This window comes from Bacteroidota bacterium (assembly GCA_034439655.1).
Taxonomy (GTDB): Bacteria; Bacteroidota; Bacteroidia; order UKL13-3; family UKL13-3; genus CANJUD01.
Genome location: JAWXAU010000159.1, coordinates 30,553 through 52,524, shown reverse-complemented (window position 1 = coordinate 52,524; position 21,972 = coordinate 30,553). Strand labels below are relative to the sequence as shown.

The 21,972-nt window shown below is 35.8% G+C and carries 21 protein-coding genes; 11 read left to right on the top strand and 10 right to left on the bottom strand.

The genetic code is table 11. The annotated features are described in order from the left end of the window. Positions 1 to 51 precede the first annotated feature (51 nt). The 5 genes from SGJ10_11775 (at position 52) to SGJ10_11755 (ending at position 5,880) form a co-directional block, all read left to right on the top strand. The gene (locus SGJ10_11775) at positions 52 to 2,322 is read left to right on the top strand and encodes a two-component regulator propeller domain-containing protein (protein MDZ4758798.1); all 2,271 of its coding nucleotides are present in this window, start codon (positions 52 to 54) and stop codon (positions 2,320 to 2,322) included. A 101-nt stretch (positions 2,323 to 2,423) separates the two neighbouring features. Then, positions 2,424 to 2,864 (top strand): hypothetical protein, encoded by a 441-nt coding sequence (locus SGJ10_11770; protein ID MDZ4758797.1) that lies wholly within the window; start codon positions 2,424 to 2,426, stop codon positions 2,862 to 2,864. A 211-nt stretch (positions 2,865 to 3,075) separates the two neighbouring features. Beyond that, positions 3,076 to 3,903, top strand: coding sequence for an exopolyphosphatase (locus SGJ10_11765; GenBank protein MDZ4758796.1), 828 nt, complete (start codon positions 3,076 to 3,078; stop codon positions 3,901 to 3,903). A gap of 235 nt (positions 3,904 to 4,138) precedes the next feature. Further along, the gene (locus tag SGJ10_11760) at positions 4,139 to 5,011 is read left to right on the top strand and encodes a DMT family transporter (GenBank protein MDZ4758795.1); all 873 of its coding nucleotides are present in this window, start codon (positions 4,139 to 4,141) and stop codon (positions 5,009 to 5,011) included. Continuing rightward, positions 5,008 to 5,880: a YicC/YloC family endoribonuclease gene (locus SGJ10_11755; protein MDZ4758794.1), complete on the top strand. Its 873-nt coding sequence runs from the start codon at positions 5,008 to 5,010 to the stop codon at positions 5,878 to 5,880. The genes SGJ10_11760 and SGJ10_11755 overlap by 4 nt, the downstream gene beginning before the upstream one ends. 30 nt (positions 5,881 to 5,910) lie before the next feature. On the opposite strand, the gene ligD is transcribed toward SGJ10_11755, so the two are convergent. From ligD to SGJ10_11705, 10 genes are all read right to left on the bottom strand, one after another. Next, positions 5,911 to 8,403, bottom strand: coding sequence for a DNA ligase D (ligD, locus tag SGJ10_11750; GenBank protein MDZ4758793.1), 2,493 nt, complete (start codon positions 8,401 to 8,403; stop codon positions 5,911 to 5,913). A gap of 4 nt (positions 8,404 to 8,407) precedes the next feature. Beyond that, positions 8,408 to 9,178, bottom strand: coding sequence for a Ku protein (locus tag SGJ10_11745; protein MDZ4758792.1), 771 nt, complete (start codon positions 9,176 to 9,178; stop codon positions 8,408 to 8,410). Between the two features lie 13 nt (positions 9,179 to 9,191). Next, positions 9,192 to 10,061 carry an SDR family oxidoreductase gene (locus tag SGJ10_11740; protein ID MDZ4758791.1) on the bottom strand — a complete coding sequence of 290 codons (870 nt, stop codon included), beginning with the start codon at positions 10,059 to 10,061 and terminating at the stop codon, positions 9,192 to 9,194. A 4-nt stretch (positions 10,062 to 10,065) separates the two neighbouring features. After that, the gene (locus SGJ10_11735; GenBank protein MDZ4758790.1) at positions 10,066 to 10,245 is read right to left on the bottom strand and encodes a DUF6496 domain-containing protein; all 180 of its coding nucleotides are present in this window, start codon (positions 10,243 to 10,245) and stop codon (positions 10,066 to 10,068) included. Between the two features lie 397 nt (positions 10,246 to 10,642). Beyond that, positions 10,643 to 11,380, bottom strand: a complete 738-nt coding sequence (locus SGJ10_11730) for a class I SAM-dependent methyltransferase (protein MDZ4758789.1) — start codon at positions 11,378 to 11,380, stop codon at positions 10,643 to 10,645. A gap of 89 nt (positions 11,381 to 11,469) precedes the next feature. After that, positions 11,470 to 11,934 (bottom strand): DinB family protein, encoded by a 465-nt coding sequence (locus tag SGJ10_11725; protein MDZ4758788.1) that lies wholly within the window; start codon positions 11,932 to 11,934, stop codon positions 11,470 to 11,472. A 72-nt stretch (positions 11,935 to 12,006) separates the two neighbouring features. After that, a complete protein-coding gene (locus SGJ10_11720; protein MDZ4758787.1) occupies positions 12,007 to 12,378 on the bottom strand; it encodes an XRE family transcriptional regulator in 372 nt (123 codons plus the stop codon). Positions 12,379 to 12,480: 102 nt separating this feature from the next. Further along, positions 12,481 to 12,780: a type II toxin-antitoxin system RelE/ParE family toxin gene (locus tag SGJ10_11715; GenBank protein MDZ4758786.1), complete on the bottom strand. Its 300-nt coding sequence runs from the start codon at positions 12,778 to 12,780 to the stop codon at positions 12,481 to 12,483. Next, entirely contained in the window at positions 12,773 to 13,021 is a 249-nt protein-coding gene (locus SGJ10_11710) for a type II toxin-antitoxin system ParD family antitoxin (GenBank protein MDZ4758785.1), read from the bottom strand. Before SGJ10_11710 ends, SGJ10_11715 begins: the two co-directional genes overlap by 8 nt. A 217-nt stretch (positions 13,022 to 13,238) precedes the next feature. After that, positions 13,239 to 13,718 carry an HAD domain-containing protein gene (locus tag SGJ10_11705; protein ID MDZ4758784.1) on the bottom strand — a complete coding sequence of 160 codons (480 nt, stop codon included), beginning with the start codon at positions 13,716 to 13,718 and terminating at the stop codon, positions 13,239 to 13,241. 301 nt (positions 13,719 to 14,019) lie between these two features. Between SGJ10_11705 and SGJ10_11700 the strand changes: the two genes are divergently transcribed. The 6 genes from SGJ10_11700 to SGJ10_11675 all read left to right on the top strand — a co-directional run bounded on the left by SGJ10_11700 (position 14,020) and on the right by SGJ10_11675 (position 21,971). After that, the gene (locus tag SGJ10_11700) at positions 14,020 to 14,982 is read left to right on the top strand and encodes a KpsF/GutQ family sugar-phosphate isomerase (protein ID MDZ4758783.1); all 963 of its coding nucleotides are present in this window, start codon (positions 14,020 to 14,022) and stop codon (positions 14,980 to 14,982) included. Positions 14,983 to 15,351: 369 nt separating this feature from the next. Then, positions 15,352 to 16,626: a hydroxymethylglutaryl-CoA reductase gene (locus SGJ10_11695; protein MDZ4758782.1), complete on the top strand. Its 1,275-nt coding sequence runs from the start codon at positions 15,352 to 15,354 to the stop codon at positions 16,624 to 16,626. Between the two features lie 53 nt (positions 16,627 to 16,679). After that, positions 16,680 to 17,597, top strand: a complete 918-nt coding sequence (locus SGJ10_11690; GenBank protein MDZ4758781.1) for a hypothetical protein — start codon at positions 16,680 to 16,682, stop codon at positions 17,595 to 17,597. A gap of 6 nt (positions 17,598 to 17,603) precedes the next feature. Continuing rightward, the gene (locus tag SGJ10_11685; protein ID MDZ4758780.1) at positions 17,604 to 20,192 is read left to right on the top strand and encodes a PEP/pyruvate-binding domain-containing protein; all 2,589 of its coding nucleotides are present in this window, start codon (positions 17,604 to 17,606) and stop codon (positions 20,190 to 20,192) included. A 4-nt stretch (positions 20,193 to 20,196) separates the two neighbouring features. Further along, positions 20,197 to 21,279 (top strand): DUF3419 family protein, encoded by a 1,083-nt coding sequence (locus SGJ10_11680; GenBank protein MDZ4758779.1) that lies wholly within the window; start codon positions 20,197 to 20,199, stop codon positions 21,277 to 21,279. Next, entirely contained in the window at positions 21,276 to 21,971 is a 696-nt protein-coding gene (locus tag SGJ10_11675; protein MDZ4758778.1) for a phosphatidate cytidylyltransferase, read from the top strand. The genes SGJ10_11680 and SGJ10_11675 overlap by 4 nt, the downstream gene beginning before the upstream one ends. The last annotated feature ends 1 nt before the right edge of the window (position 21,972 follow it).

Below are 21,972 nucleotides of genomic sequence, written 5' to 3'. Positions count from 1 at the left end.
AACTTCGTGGTAATTTGCAACCAAATTGGAGATTCTGAAATCTTGTAAATAATGAGAAGAATAAATTTATACATTTTGTGCATGTTTTTTTTGGGCAATGTGGCAGCACAGAGAATTGGAACATGGAAAGCCCACATGCCTTTTACGCATGTAAACAATGTAACCGAGGGAAGTGGTGAGGTGTGGGCTGCAACCAATAGCGGTCTTTTTATTTATGACCCCACCTATAATACAGTTCGCACTTTTACCACTGTGGAAGGACTGGGAGAAACGGAGGCTACACTGATAAGATACAATGAGGGCAAAAAATTATTCTTGGTTGCTTATGCTAATACCAATATTGATATTATAGAAAACGAGAATGTTTCACATTACCCCGATATTTTAAAAACACCTATTATTGGTAAGAAACAAATAAATCATATATATTATCATAAGAATTTTGCTTATCTGTCATGTAGTTTTGGTATTGTTCGATTCGATTTAGATAAACGCGAAATATCGGAATCGTATGAAAATTTAGGACAGGGAGGAAGTTCGGTAGAAATAAATTCGCTAACCATCAAAGAGGATTCAATATTTGCCGCTACTCCTACGGGTATCATATCCGCATCTATCCTTTCACCTAACCTAGCCGATTACCATCAGTGGAAGTATATATACCAAGGGGGTGGCTGTTCACATATAATTAATCATGAAAACACAATTGTAGTTGGCGTAGATAGTACACTCCAAACTTATGCTAATGGTGTTTTTAGCAACTATTATAGTATAGGAAAAAGTCTGTTATATAGTTTGGAAAGTAACTATGGTAGTTTGATTGTGAACAAAGGTGATAGTATTATAATATTAAAAAACAAAAGCTTGGTTAAAGCAATTGTGGAAGTACAAAAAAGGCATGTTATTCAAATAAAGAATGACGATATTTATATAGCTGACTATGCGTACGGGTTAATCGTATATCAAGCGAATGGAAACTTGGGGTTTATCTCTCCCAATGGCCCCACAAGCAAAAGGCTAACCGATATGTGCTTCGATGAAACTAACCTGTGGACGGCCTCCACGGGTCCTAACCAAATATTTTCGCCATTATATGGGAATGATCGTTTCTCGCTTTACGACGGTGAGAAATGGATAAACTATACACAGCCCGATCCTATCATGGATAATATGCGTGACTTTTATAAAATAGCCGTGAATCCATTTAACAAAAAAGTATATATCGGCTCATTCGGGTATGGGTTAATTGAGATGGTGAACAACAAAGTAACGCAAGCATTTATTCCTGGAGTTAATGGGTGTAAATTGGATAGTTTAAAACTAGGCACCTATTCTATTTTTCAAATTAGTGGTCTCACTTTCGATGACAAAGGAAACCTTTGGATTTCAAATCCCGGCACTAAGGATGTAATAGTAAAAATGGATACCAACTATAAATGGGAATCATATAATTTAGGTTCCTTATCAGGTATATCCGATGTATTTGTAGATATTGTTCTCGACGATCTTGGCCAAAAATGGATGGTTGCACCACGCGGAAAAGGTATCATAGTTTTCGACGAAGGTAATAATAATAATAATCCCGGGCCACCACGTTCCAAATTATTGGGAACTGATGTAGGGGGCGGGCTATTGCCCGATTTGGAAGTATCGCAGGTAGCCAAAGATAGAGAGGGCAATATGTGGGTGGCCACCAAAAAAGGCTTGGTAGTTTTTTATTCACCGGGCAATATATTTTCTACAAAAACCAATTTCGATGCACAGCGAATTGTGATAACAGTAAATGGCAAACCGCAATGGCTTTTTGGGGAGGATGTGGTAAACTGTGTAGCTGTTGATCCTGCAAATCGCAAGTGGGTGGGCACACGAAATGGGGCATATTTGATTAGTGCCGATGGACAGAAAATATTGAAAAATTATACCAAAGACAATAGCCCGCTTATATCTAATTTTGTATCACGTATTGGCGTGAATCCTACCACTGGCGAGGTATTTATATCTACCGACAAAGGAATGGTATCTGTAAAAGGTGATGCCAACCAAGGTGCAGAAAACTATGATAGTCTTGTTATATTTCCCAATCCCGTAAACTCTAACTATCATGGCAATGTAACTATTAAAGGACTCATCGATAATTCTAATATCAAGATAACAGATGCTGTAGGAAACATCGTAAACGAGATACAATCAAGCGGTGGCATTGCCACTTGGGATATCAAAAATTTTAAAGGCGAGCGTGTTCATACAGGGGTGTATCTCATCTTCGCAAATACGAGTGACGCGTTTCAACATAAGGTGGGTAAGGTGTTGGTGTTTCATTGAGTTGACAGCTGAGAGCTTGTAGTTTGCAGTATTTGTAGCTGATTATAGTATTATATAAATTCTAATCACGTAAAAGTTATAAACTATTTGACTACTGAAAAATGAAGCTGTCGGTAAAAATTATAAGTTGGATTAATATTACAGGGTTAGCTTCGGTATCTATAACTTTAGTAAGCTATTATTTTTTCAATCCTTTTGCATGGGGAGATTGGTTAATCGCAGTGAATTTATTTACCAGTATTCCTTTTATTGTAGCAGCAATAATATCACTTAGGAATATAGAAAACCCCAATATAAAGCAAGTACAAAGAAGTCTATTATTATTATATTTGACTCTTTGGTTCCCTAGTGTTGCATTGCCTTTTGCTTTTGAACTAGCCGGGTTATTAATATGCTTGTTTTTATTAATTATAGGAGTTTGGGGTATTTATAAAATAAAGGACCCACTCAACAAATTATATTATTTTAATAACATTGGTATTATCTTTTTAGTAATAAATGCTGCTTTTGTATTGGGTTTAGTTTTTGAAAAAACGCTCTGAAGATTTCGATAAATCATTCAATGGTTTACATCTTATCTGCTCGGCGACAAATAATAAAACCCTTAGAGGCCCAAAATCCGTTGATAGTTTGTTCACATAGATTTAACATATATCAACCATTTTTGCAGTTCATATTTTCATCATATATAATTTGAAACTTGCAGGCATAGATATTGGCTCAAACGCCGTCAGGCTTATCATTAACAGGGTAATGCAAAACGGTAGCACACAATTGAAGCGTGCCGAATTTATCCGTGTACCTCTCCGTTTGGGCGATGATGTGTTCAGTCAAAAGTTTATTGGGGAGGTAAAAGAAGTCCAATTACTTAAAACCATACAGTCATTTGCACTGTTAATGGAGGTACACCATGTATCGCATTATAGGGCTTGTGCCACATCGGCCATGCGTGATTCTAAAAATGGACGAGAGGTTGTGGAACGTATCGAAAAGGAAACAGGTATCCATATAGAAATCATTGATGGCAATGAAGAATCAAAGTTAATTTTAGAGTCTGTCATGGACTTCTTCCCTAAGGATGGCGATTTTTTAAATATTGATGTAGGTGGCGGCAGTACTGAAATTACGATTATCCATGACCGTGAACCTGTATATTCTCAGTCGTTCAATATTGGTACGGTTCGTTTATTATATGGCAATGTAACTGATGAAGAATGGGACAAAATGCATAATTGGGTTGTATCTAATTCAAAAAATTTGAAATCGCTTATGGCAGTCGGAACAGGAGGGAATATCAATAAATCGCTGCGTATGCTGGGTATTGGCGACCGTGATTCAGTCAGTTTTGAAAAGTTGAAATCTTTAAGCAATATGATTAAAGACCATACCATGAAAGAGCGTATCTATAAATTAAAGCTAAATCCTGACCGAGCAGATGTGATAGAGCCTGCTTTGAAAATATATCTTTCCATCATGAAATGGGCAGGCATCAAAAAAATATATGCCCCCAATGTGGGTCTCAAAGACGGCATCATCAAAGAACTGGTTGATGAGTTTGTAACTGATAAAGCTATTTTGTAATTTAAGAATCGGGTGTTCGTCGCGGCGAACGCCCGATATCACCACCAAATAAAAACATACACAAGGGTTTTGGTATTATACCGAAAGGGCTTTCGGGATGTAGTTCGGCATTACCATTCTAATACGGAAATCCGCCGTTGGCGTAGAACTATTATAGTTTAAGAAATGGTATTTTATACGAATTTTCACCGATTTTCGTGGCTTGATTTCTAAAAGCACTTCTATAAAAGTCCACTTGGCCTTATTTGTTGTAGCACTTATATATGCCGTTACATTTATTATTGCCCGCAAGGTAATGAATGTATATATTCATCCTTTTGGTTTCATTTTGTTGCGAGTTTCCGTATCAGCATTATTATATCTCTTAATTCACCAGTTATTTGTTAAGGAAAAAATAGTTGACAAAAAAGACCATATCAAATTTATTATTTGCAGCGTGTTTGGGGTTGGGGCAAATATGTTATTGTTCTTTAAAGGGCTTGCCAATACAGTGCCTATCAATGGTGCGGTTTTAATGACTTGTACACCCATATTTGTGGTGATAGTGGCCGCTATATATGGAACAGAGAAGCTCACATTAGGCAAACTAGCAGGTGTATTAATTGCCACCACAGGTGCTACTTTATTAATAGCTGGTCCCGATTTAAAATTCAGCAGCGAAACAGCAGCCGGCGATTTAATGATAACAATAAATGCTATTATATATTCTTTCTATTTGGTATACTCCCGTCCTTTAATGTCGAAATACAATCCCATCACAGTTTCTAAATGGACATTTCTATATGGAAGTATATTTGTGTTGCCCTTTGGCCTTGTTGAAATTTCTGAAGTAAAATGGGAACAAATCCCTTCACAAATCTGGATATATATCGCATTTATTATTATAGCTTCTTCCTTTGTTACCTATCTGCTCAATGCATGGTCATTAAGGCATGGAAGTTCTAGTTTGGTGGGAAGTTATATATATTTGCAGCCAGTATTGACCACCTTACTTGCAGAAATGGCTGGAGAAGATAAAATGACGCTAGAAAAAGCAGGGTATACCTTACTTATTTTTGCAGGAGTGTTTTTGGTAAATAATAAATTATATAAAAAAGCTACAGTATGATAAAATCCATGACTGGATATGGCCTTGCTAGGTTCGAAAGCGAAAAACTACATGCCAAAGTAGAGATTAAAACCCTCAACGGGAAGTTCGCAGAATTTAACCTCAGGTTGCCTCGCTTGCTTTCTTCCAAAGAATTGCAAGTACGGAATATGTTGAACCAACAAATAGTGCGTGGCACCATACAATGCAATATAACTTGGCAATATAAATCGGAAGCATCGCTTGCAAATACCATTAATGGGGCGGTACTGGCAAATTATATAAAAGAGATACGAGAGGCAACCAAAAATATGAATTTTGAAGCCAAAGGTATATATAACCAAGTACTCACTTTGCCCGAAGTGCTAGTGCCCAACGACCGTGAACTTGCTGAGCAAGATTGGATTCTCACCGAAAAATTAATTTTGGAAGCATGTGCCAGTCTCAATATTTTTAGGGCTGATGAAGGAAAAACTATCGAGAACCATTTGAAAGAGTGTATCAATAACCTTCAACAAAAATTGGATAAAGTTGCTACTTTTGAGCCAGCCCGATTAATTGCCGTAAGAGAAAAAATACAAACACAACTCAACAAATATATATTGCCCGAGAATATAGACAATAACCGCTTGGAGCAAGAGATTATATATTATATAGAAAAGCTAGATATTGCAGAAGAAAAAACACGTTTGCAACAACACTTAAATTATTTTTTACAAAATATTGATGAAGCCGAATCAGGGAAGAAGCTTGGTTTTATTGCCCAAGAGATGCTACGCGAAATAAATACAATGGGTAGCAAAGCAAACCATTTTGAAATACAACAACTGGTGGTGGGAATGAAGGATGAACTAGAGAAAGTGAAGGAACAAGTGTTGAATGTATTATAATACAATTGCTATTCAAAACTATATAGTAATTTATAACTTCTCGATTAATTTCAGTGCTTTGGCAAGTATGATCCCTTTTTTTAAAACAGGCTGCCACAAATCTCCCATTTTTTGCAATCGCTTTTCTGTATTTTTTATCGTGAACTTTTCAGGCGTTAATTTATGATTCACTTCTTTCCATAAAAGCGGGGTAGAAACAGTTGCAAAATTTTTGGGACGAATACTGTAGGGGGCTGCTATTGTTTGCCCTTTCCTGTTTTGTAAAAAATCTATATATATTTTATCTGGACGTTTTGCCACTGAACGTTCAATACTTGTAGTATGTGGTAGCCTGCTGTGAGTAATAACCGCTAATAATTCTGCAAATATTTTTACTTCGGCGTAATTATATTTGGCTCCCAGTGGAATATAAATATGTAAACCCGTGGCACCACTTGTTTTACAATAAGAAGGAATTTGTATTTCAGTACATATTTCTTGTATCACCAAAGCAGTATCAACTACATCCACAAATGAAATATTACCCGGGTCTAAATCAAGGATCATATAATCAGGTTCATCTACATTCATAAAGGTGCTATGCCATGGGTTGATTTCTATGCAGCCCATATTGGCCATTAAAATAAGGGTGGCTGCATCATTGCACAGTAAATAGTTAATATATGAGTTGTTCGATTTTGAATACAACTTTACCGTTTTAATCCAATCAGGCAATTGCTTTACTTCCATATCTTTTTGGTAAAAATTATGGCCTGTAATCCCGTTAGGGTGCCTATTTAATGATTGCGGCCTGTTTTTTAAGTACGGCAGCAGGTATTTATAAATTGTTTGATAATAATTAAGTAAATCGCCTTTGGTATAACCTTGCTCAGGCCAGTATACTTTTGTTATATTAGTACACTTTACTTTTTTGCCTGCTATAATTATGGTTTTTTCTTTTTCGGATTGGCTGTTAGTTTTTTCTGTTGTTTTTATAGTTTCATTAATAACTTCCTCCGCTTTTTTATCGGTGCGAATACCCATAAAAACAGGTACTCGCATGTGCTCATTCTGTGTCCATTCAGAAAATTTGACATTACATACTAAATTAGGTTTTAGCCATACGGGCTTGCCTTTTGTACCTGCAAGTTTTGGTTGAATAATAAAGGGACATTCTGTGGTTTTTAATTTCTCAAAAAAAGTATGCAATTCCTTAAGCGAAACTTCTGTAAATCCAGTACCACAATTTCCAATATATTTTAGTACTTTGCCATCATATAATCCCAGTATAAGTGAACCAAAATATTTACGACTATTTTGTGGCAATGTGTACCCACATATAACAACTTCTTGCATCATAGTCACTTTTATTTTTAACCATGCTTCACTACGTCTACCTAGTAGGTACCTACTATCGGGGTCTTTTGCAATGATTCCCTCGTAACCCTTCACAGAAAGTTTGTTGAACAAAGTTTTACCATCGCCGATTTGAAAAGCGGAATTGTAAATGTTCTTAAAATTATAATTCTTAAAGAACATTTCAAGCAGTTCTTTTCTTTCTTTTAAGGTTAACGAAACGGTACTATGGCCATTCAAATAAAGCAAATCAAATATATAATACTTTAATACTCCTTGTTTGGTTTTACTATAGTTTTGCAATAATTGAAAATCGCTTACCCCTTTTTTATTTTCTATGACCATTTCACCATCCAAAATAATATTTTCTTGAATGGTTGCCAATTCACTTACCAATAGTTGGTAAGTGTTGGTGAAATTATTACCATTGCGTGAAAACATTTCCACCTTACCATTATTTATTTTGGCGATTGCCCTATAACCATCGTACTTTACTTCATAGAGCCAATCTGTATCGTCTATTACGGTCTCGCCAAGTTTTGCCAACATTGGTTTAATAACTTCTGTTGGGAATGGGTCCTCTTTTAGAGGTTGTGCTTTTTTAGGCACTGCTATATTCTTGCTGCCAGGTTTTACTTTTTTTTTATTGGTTGATTTTAATGGCGGCAATGATTCTATATTAAAATTATTTTGTGCAAATCCATCTTTTTTTTTGATCAATAACCAATTTTTTCTTTCACCATCATTCATACGTACCAATGCAAATTCACCTTGTAAATAATTGCCGTTTATTATAAATTTCACATCCCCTTTATATAACTGTGCCAGCAATGTTTTTTCTTCATTACTACTTTCTTCAATAGTGCGATAGGTTCCTGCATCCCATATTTCTACAGTGCCCGCCCCGTAATTTCCTTTTGGTATTTCTCCATAAAACTTTCCGTAAGGTAATGGATGGTCTTCTACGAGCACTGCCAAGCGTTTCTCCCCAGCTACCATGGAAGGACCTTTAGGTACAGCCCAACTTTTCAGTACGCCTTCCATTTCTAGTCTGAAATCATAGTGCAAATTAGAGGCATGATGCCGCTGCACTACAAAACTTAGTGTCGATTTTTTCACTCCTTTTGCAGCATCGGGCTCTGGTGTATTTGCAAAATTCCTTTTCTTTTTATATAGTGATAAGCTCATTGTGTTATGATACTTTCTTTTTCGATAAACTAGCTTTGAGTTGATCCATGAGGTTATCTGTTTTATTATATTTTACTTTTAGTTTTGGGCCTCTAATTTTCTTGCCTGTGGCTTTGGCTTTGATTACTTTAAGCAGTTCGCTGGCATACTCATCTTTGTATTTTTCAATATTGAAAGGTTCTGTATATTGTTCAATAAGTGAGATGGCCATTTTTAGTTCAGCGGGCTTCACCACAGATTTTGCAGGGAGGTTAAAATCTTCTGTACTTCGTATTTCTTGTGCAAATCGTATTTTACTCAATACTAAAATATTGTTAAGTGGTTTCAATACGGTTATTGTTTCTGCTGTCCGCAACACAAACTGAGCAATGCCCACCTTGCCCGATTTTGCGAGAGCTTCATGCAATAACGCATAAGCTTTTTCACCACTTTTTTCTGGTTCCACATAATATGAATTTTCAAAATAGATGGTATCAATTTCACCTTCATCAATAAAATGGTTAACCTCAATTATTTTACTTTTTTCGGGTGCCGCCTGCTCAAAATCAGCGTCCTCTAACATTATAAACTCACCATCTAACAGATATGCTTTTGCTATATTTTCCCATTTCACTTCCTTCCCCGTATTTTCATTTACGCGTTGAAAACGAATTTTACTCATGTCTCTGCTATCAACCATATCCATATCAAGATTACTTTGCTCGGTGGCACTATATAGTTTTACAGGTATATTTACCAGTCCAAAATTGATTGCTCCTTTCCAAATTGCTTTCATATATATTATTATATTATCCGTTTATAATTTCGCCACCGTTAACATGTATAAATTGCCCTGAAATATAACTGGCATCGTCACTTGCCAAAAACACATAAGCAGGTGCAATTTCCGAGGGCTGAGCTGGTCGTTTCATAGGTGTATCAGTACCATATACTTCCACTTGGGATGAGGAAAAGCTTGCGGGTACCAAAGGCGTCCACACTGGGCCAGGTGATACACCATTCACCCGTATTCCTTTTTCCATTAAATTAGCAGAAAGGCTTCGTGTAAATGAAACTATGGCTCCTTTTGTGGCACTATAGTCTAACAGGCCCCCACTTCCACGATAGGCTGTTACCGAGGTAGTATTGATAATATTAGAACCTTTCTTCATATATGGCAACACAGCTTTTGTAAGCCAAAACATTGAAAAAATGTTTACCGAAAAAGTTTCGATTAATTGTTTGGTAGTAATTTTTAAAATATCATCAACAGGATAGTGCACGGCAGCATTGTTCACCAATACATCTATACTATGAAATGTTTTTATTAGGGTGTGAATAGCTGTTTTACAATTACCTTCTTTTGAAATATCAGCGGCCAAAGCAATGCAGTTTCTATGATACTTTTCTTGTATATATTTGGCAGTAGCATTTGCATCTCTTTTTTCGCTTTCAAGGTGAAGTATAGCAATGTCTGCACCTTGTTTTGCAAAAGCAATAGCCACTGCTCTTCCTATCCCACTATCTCCTCCAGTAATAATACATTTTTTGTTTAAGAGTTTGTTGCTTCCTAGTAAATCATTGTCGTATATTGGCAAAGGATCCATTTTGTATTCCATGCCTGGATGGGGCTGCGATTGTTTTTTGAAGAGTTTTTTCTTCGGGTTAGTCTTCTGCATAGCATTATTTGCTTTTCTTTTTTGGTACATTGGCACCTGCTTCCCTTGCTTCGCTTAACCCAATTGCTATTGCTTGCTTTCTGCTTTTTACAATCCCACCGTCCCCTTCCTTGCCCGATTTTAAAGTGCCTTCCTTGAACTCGTGCATCACTTTTTCAACTTTGTCTATTGCTTTTTTTGCCATAATCCTTATATTGATACTTGACACAAAAGTGAGATAGTACCGCGAGAGCAATGCTATATAATCATTTTAAAATATTACATAATTCCCACATTTTGATCTCGTTTAAAATCAAGCATTCGCCTTGCCAGCTAGGGAATTACTTTGTAACAAAAGAAATCTTTCCTTTTAGCGTTTCGATGTATTAACACCGTTCCAACATCATATATACAATTATAAAAATTATAATGGTTCCTAGACATCCACCACCTAATTTTTTTGCGGTATAACCAGCAATGATAGTTCTAAATAAATTATTCATACGCAAATATGAACAGCACGATGCTCAGAAAAATTACATAACAAGGTTAAATAATTACATAATTCACACATTGGGCTGTTTTTAAACTTTCCAAAAGGTTTAAACTTTTGGAAAGTTAGCCGCAACTTCTTCAATGATTTTCTTTGCGTAGTCAACATTTTTCAAATCTATCATTGATGCACCATTTTGTATCATAGCATCGTAATCCATCTTATCAATTTCATCGAATGATTTTTTATCAATACTTAAATCGGTATCATTTTTACTTTTAATCCTTATAATACCCAATCCATAATCGGTATTGATAACACATACATCCAAATGCTCAGATAAATTGGTGCGTAGGTATACAATAGTTTTCCATACATCACCGCACCATTCACCAGTCCAACCTTCAACTTGTTGTTCGTCATCACGGGGGAAATCTCTAGTGGGCAAGCCCGCTGCTTTGTGGGGTGGAAAGCAATCGTGCATGATTATAATACCTTTGGGGTTTAAATACTTAAGTGAATTTAATACATCATTTAGCGAAGCTTCGAAGGTGTGAAGACCGTCTAAAAATGCGATATCAATTGAGCCAAAATCTTGTAATACTTTTTTTCTTTTATCAAAAAAATCATCACTTGTTTCTTCAAAATATTTGTTATTAAAATTAGCAGGAATTTTAATAAGCCACTTCAGTTTTGTACGCAATTTTATCTTGTAAAAAGGGTCTACCGAGATTTTGTTTTTGCATTTGATAGGCAATAGAGAAAATCCTTTTTCAGTACCTATTTCGAGGTAGTTTGTAAAATCCGTTTGATCAAAAATCTGATTAATTAATTCTATTCGTGTCATAATATATTAGTTTACAGTTGTAACCCTGAGCGTTCCCGAAAGTATTCGGGAAAAGGGTGGCGTAAGCACTTTTAGTTTTTAGTTTTTAACTAAGAATCCATCTCACTTGCGAAAGCAATATACGTTGTAAGCGGTAATGGTTCTATCTTTCCTTTTAGGCTTGTTACAATTTGCCCACGGTGATAGAATGAATGTGTTACCACATGTGTGAGGGCATCGGCGACAGCCATTTTGCGTTTGCTTCCATCAAGCGGAAAGGTAAAATGTACGATTCTATTTAATTCATTTTCATCGGCATTTGTTATATGGTTTGTATAACCTTCGAACACTTCATTCATCAATATTTTACATTCGGCTAAAGTTCTATCCTGAAAAAGTGTACAGGTAATTGCGGTACCATTTATTCTGCTTAACCACATACTGTATGCAGATAGTATATGTGAAAAAAGTACTAAGGTTCTCTCAGCAGGTTCGTGGGCTTTTTCAATAGCATCTGCTATCATTTTGTTTGCCCAAATTTCTGATTTAATTTGTCTTAAAAAATATTGTTTCATTGTTTATATTGTTTTATTCTAATATTGTTCTGATGGTAAAAAAATATGTTTATTTGAATTTTTATTATAGTATTATCGTCTATATATCAAATTTATCTCCGAAAGTTCTTGACCAATCTGATGTACACCTGATAATATTTTTTCTGTTTGTGTATGCGAGGGTTTTTTATGACCTTGTACATATTGTGACAAAAGAGTAGGATTCTTTCCTATTTTATTAGCCAAAAATTTTGAATTTAAAACTTTATAATATTTAAAAAAGTGTTTGAAATCAATTTCAAGTTTTAAATTATCGTGCGTTATTTTAATTTTATCATCGACAAAATAGAGATTCGCCGCTTCGTATGAATTATCTATTAACTCACTAATAGACCTAGCTGCAGTGAATATTGGATATTCCTCAGAAAAAGCAGAAAAGCCCGTTTTGGTTTTTTCTACAATCATTTTAATTTTTTTTCTGATTTTTTCATCTTATATAATTCTCACTTTTATTATATAGTGTAATATTATTTTTGAAATTTAGCTATATATATGTTAACTGCAGTTTTATTCTTGAATCCTGTTTTTCAAATCTATTCTTATGTGAAGAAATCTAGTAATTTCAATTACTTTATTATTAAGAATTCTGTAAAAAATTATATGTTCGCGAGATTTGCAGCCCAAAACTTCATTTCCAATGTCGTTATAATTGCTGCCCAAATTGTGATTCTCAACTAATTCTTGACAAACTTCAAGGAGTTGACAATAATATTTGTCTGCCTGATTTTCAGACCAAGCTCTATATGTGTAGTCCCAAATTTTAGATAAATCTTCAACAGCTTTTTTAGTAAGTTTATACTCAGCCATTTTTCCTTTTGGCTTTTAAAGATTTAAGATGAAGTTTGGGATTGAAGTCTTCAGCAATGCCACTTTCAATTCCTTCGTTTATGGCAATTTTAAGTGTCCTAATTTTATTTTCTTCTTCTTCCAATAATCTTAAACCAGCTTTAATAACTTCACTGGCATTTTTAAATCTACCTTCTGAAACGCTGCTATCAACAAAGGTTTCAAAATAATTACCCAAAGAAACACAGGTGTTTCGTGCCATAATTTTTTTCACAAAGCTAGTAATAATTGGTAATATTTAAAACAAAAATTTATAACGTTTCCCACCCGAGCCGATTTGTGTTTTATAACCATCTGAATCATTTGACACTAACCCGTTTCATTTATCAATCTGCTTGCAAAATGGCTCGGGCTATAATTGCAAAACCCGTGTTTGGGGTAGTTTGTTTAACCCAATTTATAGATTATTATCAGATTAGTTATGTACCTAAAATTTTAATTGCCAAGTCTGATAGTTCCCTTGTTAGTCCAAATTTACTATTGGTTAGTATTAAATTTTTATTTTGGTGTAAAAAAAAATCTGCGGTATCATCAATTATAACATAGGATGAAGGATTATTTTCAATAACCCAATTATCAATTTCTTGTCCTCTGGAGGATTTTAATTCCTTGGTAATATCCAGTATTTCTCCTGGTAAAGCTCTTTTAATCCACATTTCTTTTAATCCAACAATTCCTATTTCTTTCCAACTTGATGAAATAACAATTTTTGCTTTTGTTGCTCCAATAATATATTCGAGCCAATTGCAGCAACGAAAATCAAATTTTTCACCAAATTTTTCATGAGTAATTTCATCAAATTGCTCAAGTTTTTTTTTGTATGGTTTTATTTTCATCAGGCTATCCAAATGGTCCATGGAATTAAGAACTCCATCAATATCGAGAAAAATTACCTTCATATCAAATTACAGCTAACTTACTTATTTGTCTTATAAATGTCGTTTCAATGGTATCCCTATTTCCCAAATATCCAAATCACATAAATACTTTTTATGTCTGGGTATTTTTCGTCACTTTTATATATATAATCAGTATTACTAAGTGATAGTTTTAGTAAGTATTATATATTCATTTTTATTCAGGTACACTAAACTACACCTGTCTCCCGAATACTTTCGGGAACGTTCAGGGTCACAACTGTCTACCAAAAACTGCAAACTCCCCCATATATTTGCACCACAAATTCCAAACAAAAAGCCCATGCTCTCACCCCAAGAAATCATTGACAATGCCAAACAAACTATTCGTACCGAAGCTGCGGAGATATTGGCTTTGGAACAACATATAGATTCTGGTTTTGCAGATGCGGTACAATGTATTATACAAAGCACGGGAAGAGTAGTGGTTACGGGCATTGGCAAAAGTGCCATTATCGGGCAAAAAATTGTAGCTACGCTCAACAGTACGGGAACGCCCTCCGTATTTATGCATGCCGCCGATGCCGTGCACGGAGATTTGGGAACTTTGCAACAAGATGATATTATAATAGCAATTAGTAAAAGTGGGGAGACTTCCGAAATAAAAGTACTCACCCCATTATTGAAAAGAGCAGGCAATAAATTGATAGCGATGGTGGGCAATACAAATTCTTACTTGGCCACACATGCTGATATGTTATTGAATTGCACCATAAGCACCGAGGCATGTCCCAATAACCTTGCCCCCACAAGCAGTACCACGGCTCAATTGGTGATGGGTGACGCACTTGCAGTTGCATTATTATCATGCAGAAATTTTGGTCCTGAAGATTTTGCCAAGTTTCACCCAGGCGGTGCTTTGGGCAAAAAATTATATATGAAAGTTGGTGATATTATATCATCAGAAAAACCAATTGTAAATCCTGATTCACCTTTAAAAGAAGTTATATATTCCATAAGTAGTGGGCGGTTAGGTGCAACTGCGGTAATTAATGGTGATAAGATATGCGGTATTATAACCGATGGGGACTTGCGTCGATTGATAGAAAAAACTGATAATTTGGCTGGCACTACGGCTACGAATTTGATGAATACTGCTCCCAAGCAAATAGAAAAAAATGCTATGGCTACCGAGGCTTTGGAGCTAGTGAGAGAATATAAAATTTCGCAACTTCTAGTCACCGATTCAGGGAAGTACGTCGGCCTTTTGCATATTCATGATTTGAATAGGGAGGGTATTATATAATAGACCTTTTTACAATTCTCTTTACAGCACAAAACATAATATTCCAGCCGCGGCGGGAAAGAGTTAAGAATATTAAGTAATACCGAAACTCAATATATAATAGTCGAAAAGAAAGGGGCTAAACCCCCCGCATCCCGATAATTATCGGGATTAAGCGGGGCTTTCGGGATGTAGTTCGGCATTACCATTCTAAAAACCAAATCCGCCACAGGCGGAGAACTATTTTAGTTTAAGAATTGGTATAAATATGCTTAATGCCCCTTAACTTCTTAATGGTTTATACAATTCTTGGTTGTACTTTACGATAAATCAGATTTTGTATTACCAATTGTAAACATATCTTTGTCAATCTTTAATAATTAACAATTTATGTCGACAAGCAGCGAAAAAGCACGCAAACTTATTGAACTATTTACCCGTATCAAGCCTTTCGAGCAAGTACTCGAAGACTTGAAGTTGCGAGAAAGTTCAGGTATCAGCCCTTCCATTCCGGGTCCTATTTCTTGGAGTAAGGAAGCTTGGGAGCATCGTTTAGATTTTATAAAAAAGGAAAAGAACATGGAGTTGCCCTTTTTAACCGGGGTATCAAAATTTGAAGACACAGAATCTTTGCGGGGCAATATAGAAAATTATATAGGAATGACCCAAATACCAACTGGAATTATGGGGCCACTCCATATAAGCGGCACGCTTGCACAGGGCGATTTCTATGTGCCAATGGCTACTAGTGAAGGGGCGTTGGTGGCATCGTATAACAGAGGTGCAAAAGCATCACGGCTATGCGGAGGTATAACCTCGGTTTGCCTTACCGAAGCTGTTCAAAGAGCTCCTGTTTTTCGATTTAATTCATTGAGCGAATTGGGTACCTTTATGTTTTGGGTTCTGGATAAAATTGAAGTATTTCGCGAAATTGTAAGTAAACATAGCAATCATGCAAAACTGGAAGATTTCAGATTGAATATGGAAGGCAACCAAGCTGTGATGATTTTTGATTATACAACTGGCGATGCCGCAGGACAAAATATGGTGACGATATGTACTGATGCTGTATGTCATTATATAATAGAACACTTGCCCATAAAACCAAAGCAATGGTATATTGAAAGTAATTATGCAGGCGATAAAAAAGCTACCGCAGTTTCATTTTCGTCCGTGCGTGGAAAAAAAGTAACTGCCGAAGCACAAATAACGCGGCAGGTGGTAAAAGAAGTATTGGGTTCCACGCCCGAAGATATTGCTATATATTGGCAAACTTCTTCAGTAGCATCGGTATTGAGCGGAAGCATCGGCATTCAAGGGCATTTTGCCAATGGATTAACTGCTATATTTATGGCTTGCGGGCAAGATGTAGCATGTGTATCGGAAGCTTTTGTGGGTGTTACTAGGATGGAAGTTGTGGGCAATGGCGATTTATATTTAGCAGTTACTTTGCCCAGTTTGATGGTGGGTACGGTGGGTGGCGGAACTGGATTACCCACCCAACGCGAATGTTTAAATTTATTGGATTGTGTGGGGCCTGGTTCGGCACGAAAGTTTGCAGAAATATGCGGTGCAACCGTGCTCTGTGGCGAACTATCTATTGCCGCAGCAATGGCGTCTGGTAATTTTTCGAAAGCACATAAAATATTCGGAAGAAAAAAATAATCCGCGGAGGTAGAAATTATATATAATAATTCAAACAAACTTAATTGTATATTATGGATTCATTCATCAAACGATTTTATATATATCAAAAAGAAAGATTTCCGTTTGCAACACACGGTTTGCTCATCGCAGCATTTAGTTTTTCTGCCATATCGTATTCTCGAATTTGCCGTGGAGCCGATGGTTTCATAGCATGGGAGCCTTATCTGGTTTGTATATTTAATACCATTACCTTGTTTTTATTATTGCGAATTTGCGATGAACATAAGGATGCTGAAGAAGATAAATTATATAGAAGTTATTTGCCAGTTCCCCGTGGTATTATATCTTTAAACGAACTAAAATATATAGGTTTTTGTGTAGCAGGTTTGCAAATACTCGTGCAAATATTTACCTACCCCAATATGATTATATTGTATTTAGTAGCGATGCTATATATGATGTTAATGTTGAAAGAATTCTTTATAGTAGAATGGTTGCGAAAAAGACAATTTTGGTATGTGGTATCGCACATGCTTATTATACCTTTGGTCGATGTGTACGCAAGCGGCTACGATTGGTTCCTGGCGGGAGCTTCTGCTCCCAAGGGTTTGATATTTTTCTTTTTGGTTTCGTTTATGAATGGAATTGTATTGGAGATAGGTCGCAAAATAAAAACTCCAGATAAGGAAGAACCTGGTGTTGTTTCTTATACCAATCTAATGGGTCATAAAGCTGCTCCCATATATTGGATATTGTGTCTATTGGGAACTATGATGCTGGCAATGGGTGCTTGTTATTATGCAAATTATAATGTGGGTCCATATATTATATTGGCTGTATTGTTTGTGGTATGTTGTATACCCGCATTGATGTTCAGGAGCAATATGCAAACAAAATATGCCAAGCAAATTGAATTATCTTCAGGAATTTGGAGCATCTGTATGTATTTAATTTTAGGTGCAGGCCCCATGATTGGCAATCTTATATAATCTATTATGAAACAAATTATTTTTTCTAAAGATTATAAAATACAAAGCGGTGATGAACAAATCACTGGTATGAAAGCTTGGAATTTATTTCATTTGCAAAGTATAGGACTCAGAGTACCCGACTATGCAGTAGTTCCCGCAGCGATTATTATTTACGAAATTGAAAGCAATCCTAACGAAAAGCCAGAAACTATCATTGACAATTATATATTTGATGATGCACTGCTAAGTTCTTTAAAAGCATATTTTGGAGTAGACGAATCTAAATATTTTGCAGTAAGATCATCGGGAATTGCAGAAGATACTGGAGATAAATCTTTTGCAGGACAGTATGAAACTTTACTATATGTTCCCTTCAATGAAATATATAATGCCATTAAAAAAGTGTGGAAATCGGCATACGCACTTAGGGTAAAAGTATATAATGCAGGTGAAAGTAGAATTGTCCCTGTATCTATAATTATACAAGAAATGATTGATGCAGATGTCGCTGGGGTGGGCTTTGGTATCAACCCATTGGACGGAAATAGAACTGTGAAAACGATTAGTACTTTATATGGGTTGGGTGAAGGTTTGGTATCGGGAGAATTATTAGCAGATACATTTACTGTCAAAGAAAACAATATAGAAAAACAGATTGCAGTAAAAACTGAAATGTTGGTTTTTGATATTGAGAATAAATCAGGAGTAAAAATAGTAGCAGTACCCGAAGGCAAGCAAAATCAGGCTTCTTTGAGCGATGCACAAATTTATGAAGTAGCAGAAGTATTAAATACATTATATAAGTATTTTCACAAATACCAAGATATAGAATTTGCTTATAAAAACAATATATTATACTTATTGCAGGCTCGTCCTATTACTAGCCATGTGCACGTGCCTGATTCAGGAGCAAAATCCACCATTTGGGACAATAGTAATATTATAGAATCATACCCGGGTTTCACCCTGCCACTAACTTTTTCATTTATTGCGAAAATGTATGATAGTGTGTACCGGCAATTCAGTGCCATCATGGGTATTCGTCCCTCTGTGATTGCAGCCAATGGAGAAGTATATGCCAATATGCTGGGACATATATATGGACGTGTATATTATAATTTGAATAATTGGTATAATGCCTTGGCACTATTGCCTGGCTTTTCCATCAATGCCAAGTTCATGGAGAAAATGATGGGTGTTAAGGAATCATTTAATACGGAAGAGCCTAAGCGAGCAGGATTACGTGATTATATGGATGTGTTGCGTGCTATTCGATTTGTATTATATAATTTGTTTACGGTAGACAAGCAACGAAGAGAATTCTTAGAACATTTCAATAAGGTTATTACCACATATAAACAGATAGATTTCTCACAACGCAGACCTGATGAATTGATGAATGATTATCTAGAGTTTGAAGATACCTTGGTGAAAAAATGGAAAGCACCACTTACCAATGACTTTTTTTGTATGATATATTTCGGACTCTTGCAAAAATTGGTGGTGAAAATATCTGGTGATGAACATAGCAATTTACATAATGATTTGATGGCAGGATCAGGCGATATTGTTTCTGTGGAGCCTGTTATGATGGGGCTTGAACTTGTCTCCTTTATTAAACAAAATATATTATATAAAACTTTATTTGAGGAAAAGGACAATCTGAAAATATGGAGAATGCTTCATGATGAAAAGTATTTTGAACTCAAGCAAAAAATAGATAAATATTTGGATCGTTGGGGAGATAGAACGGTGGGCGAACTTAAATTGGAAACAATTACGTACCGTCAAAAACCAGAAATGTATATCCAAATATTAAAAGGATATTTGAAAGCAGAAAGTATTAGAGGTGTGCATACAGAACCCAAAGTGAGGAAAGAAGCGGAGTTGTTTATATATAATAAGTTAAAAAATAAACCCATTAAAAAATTCTTCTTCAATTATATCATGGGCAAAGCACGGTATCTAGTGAGCAATCGTGAAAACCTTCGCTACGAAAGGACCAGAGGTTTTGCCATGGTGAGGAATATTTTTACGGAGATAGGGAATAAGTTCTATGCAGAACATTTATTGGAAAACGCTGCTGATATTTTTTATCTAACACAAATTGAAATTTTCGGAGCCATTAAGGGAACATTCGTGCATAGTAATTTGAAAGATTTAGTTTTACTTCGCAAACAAATGTATCTCGATTTTGAAAAGATGAATCCAGCAGAAAGGATAAAAAGTTATGGACCTTTATATGCAGGCAACAAAATGGCTGCAGAAAAAAATATGCAAATTTTGGAAGGAGACTTAAAGGGAATTCCTTGCTGTGCAGGTGTTGTAAAAGCAAAAGTACGGGTATTGACACACCCTTCCGAAGCCGAAGGATTAGATGGAGATATATTGGTAACCAGCAGCACCGACCCAGGCTGGGTATCATTATTTCCAACTGCTTCAGGCATTTTGGTGGAACGTGGAAGTTTGCTCAGCCACTCAGCTATTGTCTCACGCGAGATGGGGATACCATGTGTGGTGGGTATTTCAGGACTATTGCAAAGATTGAAAACAGGAGACTGGGTGGAGATGGATGGTTCGACAGGAAATATAAAAATTTTAGAAACTATATAATACCATGCAATTCAAAAATACCAATTTTGATATTATAAGATATGCCAATTGTTGGGAAGATTCATCTGTATTATTAGAAGGATTAAAAACCGCACAAGGGGGGAAGATATTCTCTATTGCATCAGCGGGCGATAATAGTTTTTCGCTACTCACCTTAAATCCGGAACTTATAGTTGCTGGAGATTTGAACCCCATCCAATTATATTTATGCGAGTTGAAAAAGCTTGCTATCACTCAGCTTGAGGACGATGAGTTATTGGCATTCTTGGGATTTACGGACAGTAGCCAAAGAGTAAAGATATATAAATCTTTCAGACTTGAATTGCATAGTGACGCTAAAAAATATTTTGACCAGCATCTGGGCGATATAGAAAAAGGTATTATACATGCGGGAAAATTCGAAAAATATTTTTCTTTGTTTCGCAAATGGGTATTACCCTTTATTCATTCGAAAGGAACTACTAAGAAATTACTAGACAAAAAAGCAGAAATAGAACAAGCAAAATTTTATAATTACAAATGGAATTCATGGCGGTGGAAACTGCTTTTCAAGTTGTTCTATAGCAAGAAGGTAATGGGTAATGCAGGCCGTTCCCCTGAATTCATGAAACATGTAAAGCTCAATGTAGGTGAATTTATATACCAACGGGCTGACGAACATTTGATGTCGGTTTCTTGCCAAAATAATGAGTACTTATCATATATATTTACAGGTAAATTTAGTCCGCAATTGCCCCAATATCTATTACCCGAAAACTTGAAGAAAGTAAGAGCTAATATAAAGAATATAAAATTTGTACAGGGAACAGCAGAAGAAATTTTAAGCACCTACGGAAAATTTGATGGGTTTAACTTGTCGGATATATTTGAATACATGAGCGAAGGGCAAATGAGAGAAAACGCAGATATTATTTCTACCTATTCCAACCCAAATGCCCGTGTAGCCTATTGGAACCTGATGGTGCCAAGGCGTTTGTCAGAAAGTTATCCTACGCAGTTTGCTTTTCAAAAGGAACTCTCCAACAAACTACATAGCATTGATAAATGCTTTTTTTACAATCAATATATAGTTGATCAAAAAATATGAATACTGATTTACTACATTATATTATATTATCGGGAGCATATATCGTTTTATTTGCAACGGCAGAAGTATTGTATCATAAATTGAAAGTACAAGGTGAGCATTCACGGAAAGTGGTACATATAGGTTCAGGTTTACTCACCATGCTGTTCCCTATATTATTCAGCTCACATTGGTGGGTATTGGGTATTTGTTCATCATTTGTTATCCTGTTAGTGGTAAGTTTGAAATTTAATTTGCTTCGTTCTATTAATGCTATAGACCGCAAATCTCATGGGAGTATTTTATATCCAGTGGCAGTATACATGAGTTTTTTATTTTACGATTTTATGCGAGGACATACAGGCCTCCAGAGTTATTTTTGGTTCTATCAACCGGTATTGGTTATGGCATTGGCCGACCCTGCTGCGGCTCTCTGTGGTAGAGGTTTCCCAATAGGAATTATGTACATCTTTGGCGACAAAAAATCTCTCTCGGGATTTGTGGGTTTTATTATAGTAGCTGCTATAGTAACAAGTTTATTGGCCCATTTTCTCCATGCACCTATTCTTGGAAATATATATACTTTTGTTTTGTTAATGTCAGTTATCACCGCCGTCACGGAACTGTTAGCCAGCAAAGGCTCTGATAATTTCTTTATTCCCCTTGCTTGCATTGCGGTAAATTATTTATGGATGTTTAATATACAAGTATAAG